This window comes from Acinetobacter sp. WU_MDCI_Abxd143 (assembly GCF_025514195.1).
Classification (GTDB): domain Bacteria; phylum Pseudomonadota; class Gammaproteobacteria; order Pseudomonadales; family Moraxellaceae; genus Acinetobacter; species Acinetobacter pittii_H.
The window spans coordinates 119,797-137,671 of record NZ_JAHPTH010000001.1; the positions used below are offsets into that span (position 1 = coordinate 119,797).

General features: G+C 37.7%; 12 protein-coding genes. 4 read left to right on the plus strand and 8 right to left on the minus strand.

Annotated features, from left to right (window positions below; genetic code table 11):
• Positions 1 to 34: 34 nt before the first annotated feature.
• The 8 genes from KTI79_RS00560 to dapA form a co-directional block, all read right to left on the minus strand.
• The gene (locus tag KTI79_RS00560; protein WP_250621137.1) at positions 35 to 3,475 is read right to left on the minus strand and encodes a pyruvate carboxylase; all 3,441 of its coding nucleotides are present in this window, start codon (positions 3,473 to 3,475) and stop codon (positions 35 to 37) included.
• Between the two features lie 53 nt (positions 3,476 to 3,528).
• Positions 3,529 to 4,698, minus strand: a complete 1,170-nt coding sequence (locus KTI79_RS00565) for a hypothetical protein (RefSeq protein ID WP_086376211.1) — start codon at positions 4,696 to 4,698, stop codon at positions 3,529 to 3,531.
• 102 nt (positions 4,699 to 4,800) lie between these two features.
• A complete protein-coding gene (locus KTI79_RS00570) occupies positions 4,801 to 6,315 on the minus strand; it encodes an alanine/glycine:cation symporter family protein (RefSeq protein ID WP_086376210.1) in 1,515 nt (504 codons plus the stop codon).
• A 765-nt stretch (positions 6,316 to 7,080) separates the two neighbouring features.
• Positions 7,081 to 7,794: a GntR family transcriptional regulator gene (locus KTI79_RS00575; RefSeq protein WP_086376209.1), complete on the minus strand. Its 714-nt coding sequence runs from the start codon at positions 7,792 to 7,794 to the stop codon at positions 7,081 to 7,083.
• A gap of 35 nt (positions 7,795 to 7,829) precedes the next feature.
• Entirely contained in the window at positions 7,830 to 8,852 is a 1,023-nt protein-coding gene (locus KTI79_RS00580) for a proline racemase family protein (RefSeq protein ID WP_001267163.1), read from the minus strand.
• A gap of 12 nt (positions 8,853 to 8,864) precedes the next feature.
• On the minus strand, positions 8,865 to 10,343 hold the full coding sequence (locus KTI79_RS00585; RefSeq protein ID WP_086376208.1) for an aldehyde dehydrogenase family protein: 1,479 nt from the start codon (positions 10,341 to 10,343) through the stop codon (positions 8,865 to 8,867).
• 27 nt (positions 10,344 to 10,370) lie between these two features.
• Entirely contained in the window at positions 10,371 to 11,627 is a 1,257-nt protein-coding gene (locus KTI79_RS00590; protein ID WP_171304913.1) for an NAD(P)/FAD-dependent oxidoreductase, read from the minus strand.
• 122 nt (positions 11,628 to 11,749) lie between these two features.
• Positions 11,750 to 12,625: a 4-hydroxy-tetrahydrodipicolinate synthase gene (gene dapA, locus KTI79_RS00595; RefSeq protein WP_005110707.1), complete on the minus strand. Its 876-nt coding sequence runs from the start codon at positions 12,623 to 12,625 to the stop codon at positions 11,750 to 11,752.
• Between the two features lie 625 nt (positions 12,626 to 13,250).
• On the opposite strand from dapA, the gene KTI79_RS00600 reads away from it, so the two are divergent.
• The 4 genes from KTI79_RS00600 to KTI79_RS00615 all read left to right on the plus strand — a co-directional run bounded on the left by KTI79_RS00600 (position 13,251) and on the right by KTI79_RS00615 (position 17,841).
• Positions 13,251 to 14,585, plus strand: coding sequence for an aspartate aminotransferase family protein (locus KTI79_RS00600; RefSeq protein ID WP_086376207.1), 1,335 nt, complete (start codon positions 13,251 to 13,253; stop codon positions 14,583 to 14,585).
• A gap of 16 nt (positions 14,586 to 14,601) precedes the next feature.
• Positions 14,602 to 16,104: a CoA-acylating methylmalonate-semialdehyde dehydrogenase gene (locus KTI79_RS00605; RefSeq protein ID WP_199937087.1), complete on the plus strand. Its 1,503-nt coding sequence runs from the start codon at positions 14,602 to 14,604 to the stop codon at positions 16,102 to 16,104.
• Between the two features lie 98 nt (positions 16,105 to 16,202).
• Positions 16,203 to 16,982, plus strand: a complete 780-nt coding sequence (locus tag KTI79_RS00610) for a helix-turn-helix domain-containing protein (RefSeq protein WP_086376206.1) — start codon at positions 16,203 to 16,205, stop codon at positions 16,980 to 16,982.
• A gap of 100 nt (positions 16,983 to 17,082) precedes the next feature.
• Positions 17,083 to 17,841, plus strand: coding sequence for an SDR family NAD(P)-dependent oxidoreductase (locus KTI79_RS00615; protein ID WP_086376205.1), 759 nt, complete (start codon positions 17,083 to 17,085; stop codon positions 17,839 to 17,841).
• Positions 17,842 to 17,875 lie beyond the last annotated feature (34 nt).

Genomic DNA, 17,875 nt, shown 5'->3' on the forward strand with positions numbered 1-17,875 from the left:
TTAATATATTGAAATAAAAATATATTTTCGATTTCTAACTTAATGTTAAAACCAAATCCATATTTCTAACTTGTTTACCCGCACTCATTAAAACTTCCTGAACCACACAGTCCTGATCAGCTTTTATAGCAAGCTCCATCTTCATCGCTTCAATGGTAAATAAAGTATCGCCTTTCTTGACAGACTGTCCCAGTTTCACAGGTACTGTACTGATCATGCCCGGCATCGAAGCGCCGATATGTTTCGGATTTGTCGGGTCAGCCTTCGGGTGAGTAGTTAGTTCTTTCTGGCTTGCCTGTTTAATCTGAACCAGACGCAACTGACCATTCAGCTCTACAAACAGATCAATCACACCATCTTTGGCTTCTGAACGGCCCAGCAGTTTTATTTCCAGTGTCTTGCCGCGTTCAAGCTCAATTTCAACTGGACTTTGCTCTTTTAAACCATAAAAGAAGGCTGAAGATGGAATACTTGATACCGTGCCATACTTCAGTTTGTGCTTCATAAAGTCGTTAAAGACTTTTGGATACATAAGATATGACGCCAGTTCCTGTTCGGTCAGTTGTTTACCAAACATATTTTCAAGCATTGCTTTTTCACCGTTCAAGTCGACTGACGGCATCACTGCTCCAGGACGATCACTTAACGGGGCTGCACCCTTTAACACCTTGTGCTGTAACTCTTTTGGAAAACCATGTGCTGGTGTGCCTAACTCACCTTTAAACAGTGAAACCACCGATTCAGGGAAATCAATCTCAAGCTTCGGGTTTTCAATATCTTCTGAATTCAGGTGATTCGACACCATATATAAAGCCATATCACCCACCACTTTAGAGGTTGGGGTAACTTTCACAATGTCACCAAACAATAAGTTGACTTGTGCATAGGCATCGGAAACTTCCGACCAGCGTTCTTCAATGCCAAGGGAACGAGCCTGTTCACGTAAGTTGGTATATTGTCCACCCGGCATTTCATGGTGATAGACATCGGCCGTACCCGCACGCATATCTGCCTCAAACGGTGCATAGATATGGCGTACACCTTCCCAGTAAGTAGAAAGCTGTTGTAGGTTGTTAGGGTTGAGTCCTGTGTCCCGATCGGTATTTTGCAAGGCTGCAACCACTGAACCCATGCTAGGTTGTGACGTTAAACCACTCATGGCATCCATGGCGGTATCGACTGCATCAACACCAGCATCGATGGCAGACAAAATGCTGGCCGCGGCAATACCGCTGGTATCATGGGTGTGAAAGTGTATCGGCAATCCTGTTTCTTCTTTCAATGCCTTGATCAGCTCACGCGCTGCGGCTGGCTTACAAATACCGGCCATATCCTTAATGGCAAGGATGTTCGCCCCTGCTTTTTGCAGTTGCTTTGCCATATCGACATAGTAGTTAAGGTTATATCTGCGGTTGTTGTCAAAGATATCACTGGTATAGCAAATTGCTGTTTCACACAGCATGCCTGACTCTCGAACTGCATCAATGGCAACCCGCATGTTATCGACTGCATTGAGTGAGTCAAATACACGGAATAGATCAATCCCACCTTGTGCGGCCTGCGTAATAAAGTGACGGACGACATTATCTGGATAGTTGGTATACCCTACAGCATTAGATGAGCGAAGCAGCATTTGGAATAGAATGTTTGGCACAGCTTGGCGAAGTTGAGCCAGACGCTCCCATGGGTCTTCTTTTAAAAAGCGCATCGACACATCAAAGGTTGCCCCGCCCCAACATTCCAGTGAAAACAGCTCACTGGCCATATGAGAATAATAAGGTGCAATCGCCAACATATCTGCGGTACGCATTCGTGTTGCAAATAAGGACTGATGGGCATCACGCATGGTGGTATCAGTAACCAATACCCGCTTTTGATCTAGCATCCAGTTTGAGAAACCCTCTGCACCCAGCAACTTAAACTGGTCTCGGGTTCCACTCGGAAGGGGCTGGTTTAAGTTAAATGTCGGTAACTGTGCCGGAACTGGTACAGTTTCGGGAAGTGAACGCCCTTTGAGTTCGGGTTGTCCATTAACGGTAATGTCACCTAAAAACTCCAGTAACTTAGTCGCACGGTCCTGCTTAGGTTTAAGGTTAAATAGTTCTGGTGTGCTATCAATAAATCGGGTGGTACAGGTGCCTTGTGTAAATAAAGGATGAGTCACCACATTTTCTAGAAATGCCAGATTATTTGAGACACCGCGGATACGAAACTCCTGTAATGCTCGCAGCATACGGGCATTGGCTTCATCACCACTTGCACCGCGAACCGTGACTTTAGCCAGTAATGAATCATAATATGGCGTAATGACTGCACCGGTATAGGCAGTACCACTGTCTACCCGCACCCCAAAACCGGTTGCGCTACGAAATGCAGTGAGACGTCCATAGTCCGGCATAAAGCCATTTTTAGGATCTTCTGTGGTGAGTCGGCATTGCAGTGCATGGCCTAATAATTTAATCTGCTCTTGTGGCGGAATAAAACTACTGCCATCTCCGACCGCAGCTCCCTCAGTCACCCGAATTTGTGCCTTAACAATATCAATGCCAGTAATTTCTTCAGTAACCGTATGTTCAACCTGAATGCGCGGGTTAACTTCAATAAAGTAGAAGTCCTCTGTTTCGGCATCCATTAAAAACTCAACCGTACCCGCATGGGTATAATCTACCGCACGAGCCAGTCTTAAAGCAGCGTCACAGATTTTACTGCGTTGTATTTCAGACAAATAAGGTGCAGGTGCACGCTCGACTACCTTCTGGTTACGTCGTTGTACGGTACAATCCCGTTCAAACAGATGTACGATATTGCCATGAGTATCACCCAAAATCTGTACTTCTACATGGCGGGCATGGCGAATCAGTTTCTCTAGATAGACTTCGTCATTACCAAATGCAGATTTGGCTTCACGACGTGCAACTGTAATTGCATCTTCGAGTTCATTTTCATTTTCAACTACACGCATACCACGACCACCACCACCCCAGCTCGCTTTAAGCATGAGTGGATACCCCACTTCAGCCGCTAGTAATTGGCAGTCTTCAATACGTTCCGGTAGTGCCGATGTAGCAGGAACAACAGGCACACATGCAACCATTGCAACGTTACGCGCCATTACCTTATTGCCTAACTGACGCATCACTTCCGGTCTTGGTCCGATAAAACGGATTCCCGCTTGGCTACAGGCCTCGGCAAACTCAGGGTTTTCAGACAAGAAACCATAGCCCGGATGAATGGCATCTACCCCTGCCTCAAGTGCAATACGGATAATATCTTCAATATCCAGATAGGCCGCGATTGGCTTTTTGCCAGCGCCTACCCGATAAGCTTCATCTGACTTAAAGCGATGCAGGGCAAATTTATCTTCTTCTGCATAAATTGCAACCGTGCGGATGCCCATTTCTGTGGCAGCACGCATGACTCGAATTGCGATTTCACCACGGTTGGCAATTAGTATTTTTTGAATAGGTTTAATCATCTCTTTAACCATCAAATTTATAAATCTCTATGAAAATCTTTTGAGATAACTTTTTAGAAGTTATAGAAAAATAAAAGATTCAACAATCTACTCCACCCTTGGTCATCCCCTTGGGCAAAAGAGTCTGCATTTCCGCCTATAAACGGATCATTTTTCCCGAGCATGTATTCCGCAGCCACAGAAAAATGCCCTTTATCTGCCTGAACACCGATAATATTTCGAGTAGAGGTTTTAAAATCTTTAGTGTCCTTACGCAAAGCGCTATATGTTGCGTAAGGAGTTAAAGACCACCCATGGGTTACATCTTTAAAAACGTAATTGATGTCAGCAGTATAAAAATCGCCTTCATTAGCTAAGTTATAAGAACTATCAAATGAACCGATTACGGAATAATCACGACCTAAAAGATCATGATTAGAAACCTTATTTTTGCCTGCAGTTAGCGTAATATTTGCATTCTTATAATTTATCTTACTAAACAGAGCCCAAGCATTTCGGTGGCCAGTTTCAGAGTTATCTTTATTTTCAATATCTGAATACCAGTAAGATGACCCTACATTTAGCTTTAAATCTGGATACACAGATAAAGGAACTTCTTGTTGTACCCGTACAATAAACATATTTTTTTCTTTTACATATGGGTCACTGTCATTATCGGGATCAACATAATTAGCCGAATAACGGGAAGAATCTTTACTATTACCCGTATAATTTCCCGCATCACGTGCAAAAAATGCTGCATCAAGTTGGGTAGTCGTAAAAGGTTTTGTTGAATAGCTAATTCCCAGATTATGTACATCTTCTAAACCAGCATTAATTAAAACACCACCATACCAACTCGTAGACCAGCCACGCCCAGGACCAAAAGGTATTTCCTGAACACCTAAGGTAACTCTATTATTTTCATTGAACTTGTATCCTAAGTTTGCATCAACAAGTGATGAAAAATCGCATAATTTATCGAATTGATAACAACGATATTCAAAGTTTCCGAATAAATTCTTAGCATCGTATTTAACAGCTATTTTTGCTGCGTCAAACTTTAGTTTGTGCTCATTATCAGAATAGTCTTTATCCTGAATATTAGCCCGTAACCAACCGGAAACTGAGACCTCACCAGAATCAGTATTTGCGTCCCCAAATTTTAATGTGTCTGCAAAAAGATGAGGTGAAAGTGTAGATAAAGCTCCGCCAAGAAGAAGATTGATTCTCCATTTTAACATTTCATATTTCCTTTAATATCAAGATTATTCTCTTCTTTAATTTCCTTTTTAAAGAAGAGAGATGGGTGCTTAGACTTATTTAACTCTACATAGGGAAAGCATTTAAGCTATTTTACGACTGCTGTTTTTTTTTACAGAAACTGACTTTTCAATAGATGGTGTTATTAGGGAGGCTTTTTTCTGATCAGCATATTCCTCCCAATAAGTCGCATTTTTAATACCTACTTCTCTCGGGTCAAACACCGGATCTTTTCCAGCTTTGCGTTGTCTGTCGTAATCTTTTAATACTTTCAATAATGGTTTACTTAACAAAATTAAAGCAATTAGATTGACATACGCCATGCTACCGAAAGTGATGTCACCAAGTGCCCACATTGTTTCGGTACTTGAAATACTGCCCAAGAACAATGCAGTAAGACTAGCAATTTTTGCAATTGTCTTAAAAATTGGATATTTATTTTGACGATCAAAGTAAGCGATACCCGATTCAGCAATATAGTAATAGGTCATTAATGTTGTGAAAGCAAAAACTAGAATTGCTAGAGAAATTAACCAAGCACCCGCATCATGAAATACGGTTTGGAGTGCCATAGAAGTCCATTCTGCACCTGCTGCTACGCCAGGTACATGTTCAACTAATGGTGATGTACTACCAGGAGGTGTAACGTTATACATTCCGGTAATTAAGATCATTAACCCAGAGCTAGTTAAAATTAATGCTGTTTCGAAGAAAATAGAGAATGCTTGAATTAGACCTTGTTTAACAGGATGGGAAGTCATCGCAGCAGCAGAAGCAAATGTTGACTCACCAGCACCTGCGGCACTTGCAAAGACTGCACGGCGTACACCCCAATTTACAGCTTGACCAATAATCGCACCAAAAACTGCATCCATACCAAATGCACTTTTTACAATTAAAACAAAAGTTTCAGGAATCTGATCATAGTGCGCAATAAGTAAAACTACTGTAGCCAAAACATACAGACCTGACATGGTCGGTACAATTTTCTCAGCTGCACGAGCAATACTTTTTACACCACCCCAAATAATTAATCCGATCCCAACAGTTACTACAATCCCAGAAATATATGGCGGCACATGGAATGTAGATTTAAAGGTGGTTGCAATAGTATTCATTTGAATACCAGGCATCATAACAGTATAAGAAATAATTAATACAACTGCGGCTATAGCTGCAAAAGGCTTAAGTTTTAATCCGCGATCAATATAATAGTGAACACCACCATAATATTGATCGCCCTCTTTAAACTTATATAACTGAGCTACTGTAGATTCACTGAAAGCTAATGCACCTGCAAGGAATCCCATTATAATCATCCAGAAAATTGCACCTGGACCGCCCATACCAACAGCTAAAGCTACCCCTGCAATATTTCCAACACCAATACGTCCAGCTAATGCCATAAATAGTGCTTGTCTTGGCGATATTCCCGAACTATCTTCTTTTTTCTCACGTATTACACGGAACATTTCGCGAAAGTACCGAAATTGAACGCCTCGAGTAATAAACGTAAAATAAATGCCAACACCAAGCGCCAAATAAACTAGCGTATCGCTCCATAGATATCCCACTATGGTATGTATTAATTGTTCCATTTCCGTTACCTTATTCCATTTCCTTATACGAATTAAGCAAGGTTCAGTTTTTTAAAGACGCAAGAACCCTACATAATGCATGTATATGTATTTGATCTATATGCCATAATTACTATTTAGTAGAACTAAAATGGCATAATTGAAAACTTCCTTATCTAGTCGCTATATCCTTCTTATTCTTTTTAGCTCCTGAAATACTCTTCTAGATTTAGGCCATGACAAAATAGTCTTAAGACTTTTGCAGAGGTACTTACTTGGTTTGAAGAATGAAGAACCCAATTAAAAGTGATTATTAAATTTAATAATCGCTTTATCTGCTCTTTCATACATATAGATAAATTCTTATTTGAAAAAATCAGAAGGTCTTGTTTGGTCGTATAACCAGCTATCCCTACTATTGATCTTTTTAAACGTAGTAGATTTTGTCTCATAATTATTCCCTTTATGACTAATCCAAGCTTCGTATCTCAAATTGATATGTGTACTTGAATGCATCAAATGCTTTTGAAATTTCACTATTAGACTCATCCCAACAGCTAACTTTCTATATGTACAAACTTAGTTTTTCATCCATTTTAAGTTGTGTACAATATTGCATACATTAAAAATATAACGAACTTTATTACTTGTCAATGAAAAAAGATAAAAAATAAACAAATAAAAATATTGATTAAACTTATGTTTTTTAAATAAAAAAACCAATAAAGATCATCATAAAACAATCTTTATTGGTTTTAACTATTAGGTAGATTTGCTGATTATTTTTTAAGTTGCTACGCTTATCTGATCGATTAAGTTTTCTTTCATGTGTTCCATAAAACGATCTCTAAACAGCAAGGTGTGAGCATGTGCCTCACTTTCAGCTTTATCCAGTTCTTTATTAGCTATCGCCTCTATTAGGCTTAAATGATCACTTTCTAAATTATCAAAACTAGTCGATTTAGCTAGATGATCAAAATGTAAATAGAATAGTCGTTGGCCCTCTTCTAATAGCCGCTCATAATATTCAATTAAAAATGGATTTCGTCCTGCTTTAGCAATCTCAAGATGTAATTGCTTATTTTGTTCAAGCATTAGTTGATAGTTACCTTCTCTTGCTGCTTGCACATAAACAGTATCAACATCTTTAATTCTTTGTATATCATCTTCAGTACAATTAGCTGCTGCCAAACGGGTTACAGCACGCTGTAAGAGGTCTAATGCACTAATATATTTTGAAAAATCTTGTAAGTTAAACGGCCGAACAATAGTTGTTCTATTCGGCAGAGTCATTGCTAAACCTTCAGCAACAAGACGTGCAAGCGCATCACGAACGGGCGAACGTGAAACCTCAAACCTTTCAGCAAGTGAAATTTCGTCAAGTTGAGTATTCGGTCTTAGCTTTAAAGTTAAGATTTCTTCACGGAGTTGATCATAGACATATTTACCATTATGTCTCTTCTTTACCCCGTCTGTTTCTTTTTTTACTAAACTATTCATAGGCTAGGCCTTATCCAATTCTAACTTTAATTTAATTATATACCTTCTCCCCATGTATCACTTACCATAAAACCTTCTGATAATGGATCTGTTGGGTCAATACCAAGTTGATGAATACCATATAACCATGCACGGCCAGTAATATTAGGGATAATCGCAGATTTATCACCAATTTGTACATTACTCGCATACTTCACTTTAAACTGTCCGCCAATAATTGATTGTGAAATTAATTCATCCCCTGGTTGGACAAGTCCACGTTTTGCTAAAGTAGCCAAATTAGCCGAGCTGCCTGTTCCGCAAGGAGAGCGATCTACACGGCCTGGTGGTAAAGTTGTACACGTCTGAACTGTTTTTTCATCTAATCGATTTCTAAACATAACGTATGCAATTTCATTAATATCAGAATAAATAGGATGTTGAACATTAAACTGTTGATTAATGAGCTTTCTAAGCTCGATACCTAGTGTGGCTAATTTACGAGCATTATCAGGTACAATCGTTAGATTAACTTGATCAACATTAATAAGCGCATAGTAAACACCACCAAAAGCGATATCGAATTTGATTTTCCCGAATGGTTCGACATCTATTTCAGCATCTAACTGTTCTACAAATGCAGGCATCATTTCTAAGGTGACACTTTCACAGCGCCCATCTTTACACTGAGCTCTTGCAGTAACTAATCCGGCTGCTGTATCTAAAACAACATTTGTGACTGGTTCCTGCATTTTTACCATACCCATTTCAAGCAATGCAGTTGTCACACAAATACAATTACTACCAGACATTGGGTGAGTCTTATCTGCTTGAAAAATTGCAAAGGCAGCATCTGCGTTGGGAACTGTAGGAGGTAGCAATAAATTTACAGATATCTGTAAACATCCTCTAGGTTCTTGGATAACAAAGCGGCGTAAACTATCATCCACCTCGTTCAAGTAATTAACTTTTTCAACCATGCTATTACCTGGGATATTTAATACCCCTCCAGTAATCACTTTTCCAACCTCACCTTCACAGTGAACATCTACAAGTTGAATCGTTTTTTCCCAACGCATGTCATCACTTCCTTATTGAATATACCAAGCCCATGGTTCTTGACTGTCGTAACTCGTAATTTGTTTAACTTCTAGATAATTTTCAAGCCCCCAAACTCCTAATTCCCGGCCAATGCCACTTTGTTTATAACCGCCCCACGGAGCTTCGGTAAAAGTAGGTTGAGAACAATTAATCCAGATAATGCCAGCTCTTAGTTTTCGAGCCACACGATTACAGCGCTCTAAATCCTTCGACATTACTGCACCAGCCAATCCAAATATAGAGTTATTTGCAGACTTGATTGCTTCTTCTTCAGTTTTAAATGAACGAATACTCACAACTGGACCAAAAATTTCTTCAGCCCACAATGGGTGATCTTCTGGAACATCAGCAAAAATGGTTGGTTCTATAAAATAACCTTTCGTAAGATCTTTAGGCGGTTTTCCACCACTTAAAAGAGTGATGTTATTTTCAATACCACACTGAATTGCATCCACAACATTTTGATATTGTTTTTGGTTAACGAGTGGGCCAAGCTTCACGCCTTCATCAAAACCATTTCCGATTTTAATTTTTTGGCTCTCTTCTACTAATCTTTCCATAAGTTTTGGATAGATGCCTTCTTGTACCAAAACTCGAGATGTCGCTGAACAAACTTGTCCTTGGTTCCAGAAAATACCAAACATGATCCATTCAACAGCAGCTTCAATATCACTGTCATCAAATACAATAAATGCAGATTTTCCACCAAGCTCCAAGCTAATATTTTTAACATTTGAAGCCGCTGATAGCATAATTTGCTTACCTACAGGTACACTACCTGTAAATGCAACTTTATCAATATCAGGATGTTCTGTTAAATACGGGCCGATTTCTCGCCCATATCCAGTCAAAATATTTAAAACACCTTTCGGTAAACCCACCTTTTCAGCAATACGCCCTAATTCAACAGCTGTAAGTGAGGTTGCTTCAGCAGGCTTAAGAATCATTGTACAACCTGCAGCCAATGCAGGTGCTACCTTCCATGCAGCCATTAATAGTGGGTAGTTCCATGGAATAATTGCACATGCCACCCCTACTGGTTCTTTTGTTGCTACGCAACTAAAGCGATCATCACTCAGCTCTATTTTCTCTTCACTCTTTTCATCCAGTGATTCAGCTAAATTTGCATAAAAATCGAAGCAACCTGCAGCATCACTGATATCCCACTCAGCTTCTGGGTAAGGCTTACCATTATCTTTAACTTCTAAAGACGAAATTTCTTTTAGATTATCTCGAATTTCTTGAGCAATTGCTCTTAGATAATGCGCTCTCTCTTTACCAGATAACTTCGACCATGAACCATTATCAAATGCTTCTCGCGCTGCACGAACTGCAAGCTCGGCATCTTCTACTGAAGCACAAGCAACATGAGCAATAACCTCTTCAGTACTTGGATCGATACTTTGGAAAGTATTTCCTTTTCGTGTCGGAGTCCATTTTCCATCGATATATAATTGATCGTAAGTCATATCTATTTATCCTTATTAGTTCAATAATTAAAATCTATTTGCTTTAAATGGTGTGAGGTCCACTTTGGTAGGTTGCTGACATAGCATCTCTGTGACTAAACGTCCTGTAGTCGCACCTAAAGTTAACCCAAGCTGCCCATGGCCAAAGGCTAAGGCAACATTTGGTAAACGTGAGCTCATATCAATAATTGGCTTTGTATCAGGCAAAAACGGTCTATAACCAACACCAAATTCCATTCCTTCAGTATTTAATTGAGGTAAAACTTTTTTAGCTTTATCCAAAATAATTTCAGCACGTTTCATATTGGGTTTTGCGCCAGCTGCAGCAAATTCAATCGTTCCACCAATTTGCAGACCTCTGCTCATTGGTGCAAAACAAAAGCCACCTGACGCATAGATAGTTGAATGCTTAATTTCGACTTCAGGTTTTGGCAAAACGACTTGATAACCCGCAATGCCTGCTAAAGGTGGGTCTATACCGAGTTGTTTTGAAAATAGTTGTGAACCAACACCTGCAGCAACCACTGCATAGTCAACTTCAATAATTTGATGATTACTTAAAAGAACTTGGCGCAATCTATTATTTTCTTCACGTAATTCGACAACTTCTGCACGTATCCTTTCACCACCCTTTGCAATAAAACTTTCAGTGAGTGCAGCAATAAAACCTTTAGTATCTTTTACAGCGGTCCAATCATTAAATAACAAACCGTGTTTGAATTTTCCTGTAAAAACAGGTTCTAAGTCTGAAATTTCTTTTTCATTTAGAATTTGATGTTTGAAACCAAAACTTTGTCTTAACTCCAAATATTTCTTCTCATGTTCAATATCATCAGCACTGTCAAAAAGCTCTAAAATAGGTCGTGTGCCTATTAAATCTTTGTCTGGACAGTCTTCCAACAATACTGCATAGTCTTCATAGACATGTTGAGTTAATGAAGCCAAAGAGCTAGCAATCTCATTTATACGAGACTCTCTTGCACAATTTAAAAAACGTAAAAACCATGGAATAATGCTTGGAAAAGCGGATGGTCTTAATGCTAAAGGTCCCTGTTGATCTAGTAACCAACCAGGAATCTTCATTAAGATCCCTTTTTTTGAAAGTGGAATAATTTCACTCACGGCCATCTGTCCACAGCTCCACTTCGCGGTGCTTTCACCAGCTTCGGATGGGTCAACAACAGTGACTTTAAAACCTTTTTTTTGCAGATAAAGAGCGCAACAGATACCCACTATACCGCCACCAATTACAACAGTATTTTTTAAATTAGATTCTATAGACATTTTTACATTCCATTGATTAATTGAGGTTTTATATTGATGAGATATAATAAAAACCTATCCTACTCTTTTAAAAAAACTTTATTCAACCTATGAGCCTTTTGACTCATAGGTTTCAAATTTACTTACTTATCGATTGCATCAAATGCGCGTTTAAATTCAGCTTTTTCTTCTTCAGTTAAAGGTAATAATGGCATACGTGCATTACCAACTTTAAATCCAGCCAATTCACAACCATATTTAACTTTTTGAACGAATTTACCTGATTCCATAATTGCCATAACTGGGAATAATTGACGCATAACATCCTGAGCGCCTTTAATATCACCAGCATTATATTTATCGATAATTTCAACGACTTTGTTTGGGAAACAGTTAGCCGGACCACAGATCCAACTTGTTGCGCCCCACAAGAAGAAATCCAATGCCTGATCATCTGAACCACATGAAAGCTGGTAGTTATCTTTATACTTTCCACCAATTTCAATAGCACGTAATAAATTACCACTACTTTCTTTAATACCAATAACACGTGGATGGTCTTTAAAAGCTTCAAGTACTTCGTACCCAACTTCTACATTTGTACGAACAGGATAGTTATATAGAACAATATTAATTTGTGGAAAAGCATCTAAGATTGCATTGTAGTGAGCAATCAACTCTTCTTGAGATGGCAAAGCATAATAAGGAGGTGCAATTAAAAGGTTTGTATATCCAAGATCAACTGTTTGCTGAACCTGTTCTAAAACTTCACGTGTACACGAACCATTTGCACCAGCAATTAAAATACCTCGATCGCCAACTGTGTCTTTTACTACCTTAAGAATTTGACGACGCTCTTCATTAGTTAGTGCGTAATACTCACCAGTAGAACCTAATGGTACGAAACCTTTAACACCTGCTTTTAATTGATATTCAATAATATCAACCAACGTTTTATAGTCGACTTGGTTATTTTCATCAAAAGGTGTTACTAGAGCAGGAAGAATACCTTGCAACATTTTAAATTTCTCCATAAAAATTTTTAAATCTGAATTTCCCTATCTCGTACAAAATTAAGAAAATAACTAACGTTATTTCAATAACTTAAAATTGAAGATTTAGTATTCAATTCCAGATTATTACATTGTGTACAATATTGCATACACAAACAATATCTGCAATTTTTTTAGATGTCAATCATTCATGAGAAAATTAATTTACTTATAAAAAGAATAGATTTTTCAAAGATATATTTTTTAAGAAAATGATTTTTCATATTTAACTCATCTTATTTTTAATTAAGATTTAAATTGCGAGATATCTTTTAAATAGAATTATTAGAAATAATTAAGATATTTAAGCCTCTAAATAGATTTTTGTTTTAATTGAATATTTCTCTTTTCCAAACTAAATCTTGTCCGAATGTTAGAAATTTAAATAAAAAAACTTTTTTGAACTGATTGACATGATAATTTTTATCTCTTAATCTCATTGCATACAATATTGCATACATTTCAAATTCTACATTTTAATGTATTGAATTTTTAGTTATTTAGCTCGTCATGCTCATCAGATGAATAATAGAAATATTGGATTTGCTGAGTTAAAGCGATTACTTCGCTAACCATTTTCATAGGAACGATTATGGATATGTCCTCAATCAGTCATGTATCAACCATCGATAACGATGATGTTTACGCAATGGATCGCAAATACGTATTCCATTCTTGGTCAATCCAAGGCAATTTAAATCCTTTAGTTATTAAATCTGGTAAAGGATCGAAACTGTGGGATTTTGATGGTAATGAATATCTGGATTTTAGCAGCCAATTGGTGAATACAAATATTGGCCATCAACATCCAAAAGTAGTTGAAGCAATTGTTAAACAAGCTCAAGAATTAATGACAATTGCCCCTTCAACTGCAAACTTAGCAAGAAATGAAGCTGCAAAAAGAATTGTAGAATTAGCGCCTGAAGGCTTTAATAAAGTTTTCTTTACAAATGGTGGAGCAGATGCCAACGAAAATGCTATTCGTATGGCTCGACTATATACAGGTAAAACAAAAGTTTTATCTTCATACCGCTCATATCATGGCAATACAGGTTCAGCAATTGTAGCAACCGGTGATGCTCGCCGTATTCCAAACGAGTATGCACGTGGTCACGTTCACTTTTTTAGTCCCTATCTTTATAGATCAGAATTCCATGCATCAAATGAAGTGGAAGAATGCGAGCGTGCTTTACAACATTTGAGAAGAATTATCGAAAGTGAAGGACCATCAAGTATTGCTGCAATTTTACTTGAAAGCCTTCCAGGCACCGCTGGAATCTTAGTGCCACCTAAAAATTATATGCAAGGTGTTCGTGAACTCTGTAATGAATTTGGCATCATCATGATTTTTGATGAAGTCATGGCTGGTTTTGGTCGTACAGGCAAATGGTTTGCACTTGAACATTATGGCGTTATTCCAGATTTAATTACCTTTGCTAAAGGCGTAAATTCTGGATATGTGCCAGTAGGTGGAGTGATTATTTCTGAAAAAATTACCCAGTACTTTGACACTACTTTCTTCCCTGGAGGTTTGACTTACTCAGGTCACCCTTTGGCAATGGCTTCTATTGTGGCAACTATCGATGCTATGAAAGAAGAAAAAGTTCTAGAAAATGTGGAATACATCAGTAATGAAGTTTTAGGACCTGGCCTTAAAAAGCTTGCTGAGAAGCACAATATTATCGGTGAAGTACGTGGTGCTGGTGTTTTCTGGGCAATTGAATTAGTTAGCAATCAAAAAACAAAAGAGCGCGTTTCAGCTCAGACTATGACTGAAATTAAGAATCTTTGTGCACAAAAAGGTCTTTTAACCTTCCTTGCAGATAACCGCATTCATGTTGTACCTCCATGTATCGTTACTAAAGAAGAAGTTCTAGAAGCTTTAAAAATCTATGATGAAGTTTTAACAGAAATTGGTTGCCATTAATTTTAGGAGATAATAAATGAGCGAGTTGAACATTGTTGGTCATTTGATCAATGGTAAAAAAATTCACGACACTCAAAGAACACAGGATGTTTTTAACCCATCTACAGGCAAAGTTTCTAAACAAGTTGCGTTAGCTTCAAAAGAAACTGTAGAGGAAGCAATCGCTGCTGCTCAGGCCGCTTTTCCAGCATGGAAAAATACACCGCCCTTACGTCGTGCACGTATTATGTTTAAGTTTAAAGAGCTACTTGAACAAAATGCTGAAAAAATTGCTCATCTTATTGGTGAAGAGCATGGAAAAATTTTGCATGATGCAAAAGGTGAATTACAACGTGGTATTGAAGTTGTTGAATATGCATGTGGTGCCCCTGAACTACTAAAAGGTGAATTCACTAAAAATGTAGGTCCAAATATTGACTCTTGGAGCGATTTTCATCCTTTAGGTGTGGTAGCTGGCATTACACCATTTAACTTCCCAACAATGGTGCCATTATGGATGATTCCAATGGCTCTAGTTTGCGGTAATACATTTGTTTTAAAACCTTCAGAACGTGATCCAAGTTCGACCATGTTTCTTGGGGAATTACTCTATCAAGCTGGTTTACCTGAAGGTGTTTTTAACATCGTTAATGGTGATAAAGAAGCTGTAGATGTTTTATTAAGTGATAGTCGTGTACAAGCGGTAAGTTTTGTAGGTTCAACCCCTATTGCTGAGTATATCTATAAGACTGCTGCTGCAAATGGAAAACGATGCCAAGCTTTAGGTGGTGCAAAAAACCATGCGATTGTAATGCCTGATGCTGATCTTGATAATGTTGTTAACTCATTACTTGGTGCTGCATTCGGGTCATCAGGTGAGCGCTGTATGGCCCTATCTGTTGCTGTAACTGTAGGTAAAGAAATTGGTGATCAATTAATTGAAAATCTTTCTAAAGCTATCGGCTCTTTAAAATACGGCGCTTATTCAGAAAATAGTAACGACTTTGGCCCAGTTATTACTAAAGCCCATAAAGATAAAGTTGTTAGCCATATTACAAGTGCAGAACAACAAGGTGCAAAAGTTGTCGTTGATGGCCGTGAAGCAAAAGTTGCAGGTCACGAAGATGGTTTCTACGTTGGTGCAACTTTAATCGACAACGTTACGCCTGAAATGGATAGCTATAAAGCTGAAATTTTTGGTCCAGTATTGCAAGTTATTCGTGTTGAAACTATGGAAGAGGCTTTAGAACTCATTAATAAACACGAATATGGCAATGGTACATGTATCTATACTCGCGATGGTGAAGCTGCACGTTATTTCTACGATAACGTACTTGTAGGTATGGTTGGCGTAAATATTCCTCTTCCTGTGCCGGTTGCTTATCACAGTTTTGGTGGGTGGAAACGCTCCCTATTTGGTGATCTTCATGTTTACGGTCCAGATGGTATTCGCTTCTATACTCGCCGTAAGACAATTACTCAACGTTGGCCATCTTCAAGTGTTAGAGAAGGTGCTCAATTCTCAATGCCAACATTGTAGTTGTTTATAAATATAGCGTTAGAATCAGCCCATTCTGATTTTAACGCTATTTATCTTTTCTAAAATACTCAATATTTTACTTATATAGTTATATGTCTATGAACACTTATCTAAGTGAACCTAATTTAAGTCATAATGATATAGAAAATATATTTATAAACTACAATGCTTTTGATTGTTCAGAACCAAAAAATGGTTTTGGAATTTTCATCTATTGTTATTCCAAAAAATCAAATGTCAGTATAGGTTCATCATTAATTCAAGCACCTCCCTCATATGGTACTTGGATACCAACAAAATATTTAAATGAAAGAATTACTATCAATTCTCAAGAATATTGTGTCATCAGGATCCCCAACGAATTCGCTAATACATTACCACTTGTTGTAAGTACAGTTATTTGCAATTCCATAACAGATTCAATTTTGAGGCACTGTAAAGAGAAAACCATTTCATCGATAAGATCTGAAAAAGATAAGCACCTATATCAAGTATTGTTAGATCAAATTACAGATTCAGAATATTCAAATAGTTTTCTTCCTCTCACAAATCATCCAAAGCTCGCGGCTATACTTCAATATATAAAAGACCACTCTTCTCAAAACATTAATATATCGGCTTTAGCAAAACTATTTGAAGTAAATGAAAGAACCTTAAGTCGACAATGTAATCATGAGTTAGGAATGAGTCTCATAGAATGGAAACAACGATTAAAGATCCTAAATACAATTTCCTTATTAGATGAGAATTCTTCAATCGATAATATTGCTAAAAACTTAGGTTACTCCACAACCTCAGGTTTTATAACTATGTTTAAACAGTGGACAGGATTAACACCTAATAAATATAAAAAAGAAATACTATCCAGATTTAACTAAATAAAATTTTATACTTCAATTTAAACAACAAGTTACACCTTAAAAGAATTTTGCTTAACCTTTAATTTTCACTGCTTACATTAACTTAAGGAAATCTTAAATGAAACTCTCTTTAGAAGGCCAGAATATACTGGTAACTGGTTCTGAAAATGGTATGGGTAAATCAATTGTAAAGAAATTATCCAGTGAAGGGGCTAACATTATTATCCAATTTGAAAAGGATAAAAAATTAGCCGAATCATTGCTTAGGGAAATTGATAATAAAGGCTGGATTATTCAAGCCGATTTATCTGCTCTAGACGGGCCGTTTAAATTATGGGAAAAAGCGCTCATAGAAGCAGGTCAAATACATGCGATAGTTAATAATGCCAGTATTCGAACTGAACTAAGTATAGATTCACCTTCTGAATCTTGGCAGGCAATATGGAGAAAAGAGTTTCAAATAAACTTCTTTGCTGCCGCAGATCTTTGTAAAGAAGCGATTGCCCATTTTAAATTAGCTGGTAAAGGTAGAATTATTAATATTACAAGCCGTGCAGGACAACGAGGTTATGTAGCAGAAGCTTTACCTTATGGTTGCAGTAAAGCAGCACTGATTAATCTAACAAAATCTATCGCACGTTCTTTCGGAAACGACGGTATTACTGCTGTTGCGATTGCTCCAGGATGGGTTCAGTCTGAACTCGATGAAAACTCAATTTCTAGCAATGCACAGCAATCCGCCTTGGCTGAAATACCTATTGCTGAAATGGTAAAGCCTGAAGAATTAGCTGAATTAGTTTCTTTCGTTCTTATACCTTCACAACTTTCTTTAAATGGCTCCACTATTGATATCAATGGTGGTAGCTATATACGTTAATTTTCTCCCAATTAAGAATTGACAAATTTAATCA

Bases quoted from the DNA above. Each gene is read 5' to 3' on its own strand.
- KTI79_RS00570 (WP_086376210.1), bottom strand. From the start codon at position 6,315: ATGGAACAATTAATACATACCATAGTGGGATATCTATGGAGCGATACG.
- KTI79_RS00600 (WP_086376207.1), top strand. From the start codon at position 13,251: ATGGATATGTCCTCAATCAGTCATGTATCAACCATCGATAACGATGAT.
- KTI79_RS00615 (WP_086376205.1), top strand. From the start codon at position 17,083: ATGAAACTCTCTTTAGAAGGCCAGAATATACTGGTAACTGGTTCTGAA.
- KTI79_RS00565 (WP_086376211.1), bottom strand. From the start codon at position 4,698: ATGTTAAAATGGAGAATCAATCTTCTTCTTGGCGGAGCTTTATCTACA.
- KTI79_RS00575 (WP_086376209.1), bottom strand. From the start codon at position 7,794: ATGAATAGTTTAGTAAAAAAAGAAACAGACGGGGTAAAGAAGAGACAT.
- KTI79_RS00560 (WP_250621137.1), bottom strand. From the start codon at position 3,475: ATGATTAAACCTATTCAAAAAATACTAATTGCCAACCGTGGTGAAATC.
- KTI79_RS00580 (WP_001267163.1), bottom strand. From the start codon at position 8,852: ATGCGTTGGGAAAAAACGATTCAACTTGTAGATGTTCACTGTGAAGGT.
- KTI79_RS00610 (WP_086376206.1), top strand. From the start codon at position 16,203: ATGAACACTTATCTAAGTGAACCTAATTTAAGTCATAATGATATAGAA.
- KTI79_RS00585 (WP_086376208.1), bottom strand. From the start codon at position 10,343: ATGACTTACGATCAATTATATATCGATGGAAAATGGACTCCGACACGA.
- dapA (WP_005110707.1), bottom strand. From the start codon at position 12,625: ATGTTGCAAGGTATTCTTCCTGCTCTAGTAACACCTTTTGATGAAAAT.
- KTI79_RS00605 (WP_199937087.1), top strand. From the start codon at position 14,602: ATGAGCGAGTTGAACATTGTTGGTCATTTGATCAATGGTAAAAAAATT.
- KTI79_RS00590 (WP_171304913.1), bottom strand. From the start codon at position 11,627: ATGTCTATAGAATCTAATTTAAAAAATACTGTTGTAATTGGTGGCGGT.